Annotated in this window: 2 protein-coding genes; both read right to left on the reverse strand. The window is 64.1% G+C overall.

Annotated features, from left to right (window positions below; translation table 11 throughout):
* The coding region (gene mch / locus EOA22_RS33530; RefSeq protein WP_127390609.1) for a methenyltetrahydromethanopterin cyclohydrolase at positions 1–699 on the reverse strand (699 nt) is incomplete at its 3' end.
* Positions 696–1417, reverse strand: a 722-nt coding sequence (locus EOA22_RS33535) for an ATP-grasp domain-containing protein (RefSeq protein WP_127313368.1), incomplete at its 5' end; no start/stop codon positions are given. The genes mch and EOA22_RS33535, both read right to left, overlap by 4 nt.

Genomic DNA, 1417 nt, shown 5'->3' on the forward strand with positions numbered 1-1417 from the left:
GATGATGGCATCGTTGGTTCGGCCCATAGCGGTCAGGAAATCCGGATGGGGGGCGGGGATCGGCGCCGTTCCGATGCCGTCGACAACGTTTTCCAGCGGGAATTTGAGATCGTTGATCTTGTGCAGGGCAACCTCGAGCGCGCGCGCCACGATCTGCACGCCGCCGGCAAGGCTTTGTGTCGGCGCATAGAGGAAGGTGAGCTTTTCCGTCGCCAGTCCAGTTGCCTTGCTCACTTTCTCAACGGTCGCGCGGGGAGGCGGTTCGGCCGTCTCAAGGATAAGCACCGCGGAAGATGCGATGTCGTGATAGGAAAGTGTTTCGAACAGCGGTTCGACCCGGGCGAGGGCCCGCGCAGGCCCAGATCCCATCGCAAAATAGTCCTGGCCAGACAGGTTCCAGCCCGCATACTGGCTGCCCAGGCAGGCCAGCACCGGCTGCGAAGATCGCGCTTCGACGGTGAACGGCCATTGCTGTGACGCGCGATCCATGAACACCGAAACGCTGCCGAGACCGCCCATCGCAGCCTCAGCCATGCGCATCCCGGCCTCGACGCTGCCGACGGTCTTGGCGCCGGCATCGATCAGGCGCTCGCCCAATGGTCCCCTGGAAACGACGATACGCAGGCGTTCGGCGTCGCCGATCATGCCGTCAACGATGCGCTGTGCATTGTCGTTCAGGAATGCCGAACCGTCTTTCATGTCCGGTCTCCTTCCCATTGGAGTTGCAATTGGCTGGCTTGTCCCTTGATGAGCCGCTTGGTCGATTGGGCGCTCGGACCGCGCGCGAAGACCGTGCAGACAGGGTCGCCGGCAATCAGACGGGTGCCAGCCGACTGTTGGTCCGCTGTCCATTCAGGCCAGGCAATCGACGGAAAGTGAGTGATTGGCGTCGCGGCGTAGGTCACCATCGACGCCATCGAATCGACGAAGCGCGGCAAGCGGAAGACCTGACCCGTCGCGGCGCGCAGATGCGCTTCGATCAATGGCGCGTCAACATCGTCGAAAATGTCGAGGGTGGCGCCCGGCCTCGGATTGATCTCGATGAACGTGTAGCCATCTGGTCCACGGATCAGATCGGCGCTGCACAATCCAAGCAGGCCGGCGCGCCGCGTCAGACTTGAGAGCCAGCCGCCGATGACCGCCGCCTGTCTGCGATCGAAGCGTCTCAACCGTACGGCGCCGCCGTAGCGATAGGGCGCTGTGGGGGCGGGAGACGTCCATTGGTGGCTGAAACCCACGAGGTGCGCGGTTTGACCATTGCCGACGAACAGGGCCGAGATGCTGCGACCGGCAACGAAGCGCTGGAAGTAGCGGCCGGCGGTCGGGCTTTCTCCGGCTGCTCGTCTGACGTGTCCGCCGCCGGCGCCGCCCGCGGTCTTGACCACCCAGTTCTCCGGGTCAGGCGGCTGGTCCCATC

The sequence above is a fragment of the Mesorhizobium sp. M7A.F.Ca.US.014.04.1.1 genome, assembly GCF_003998745.1.
In the GTDB taxonomy this organism is placed as follows: domain Bacteria; phylum Pseudomonadota; class Alphaproteobacteria; order Rhizobiales; family Rhizobiaceae; genus Mesorhizobium; species Mesorhizobium ciceri.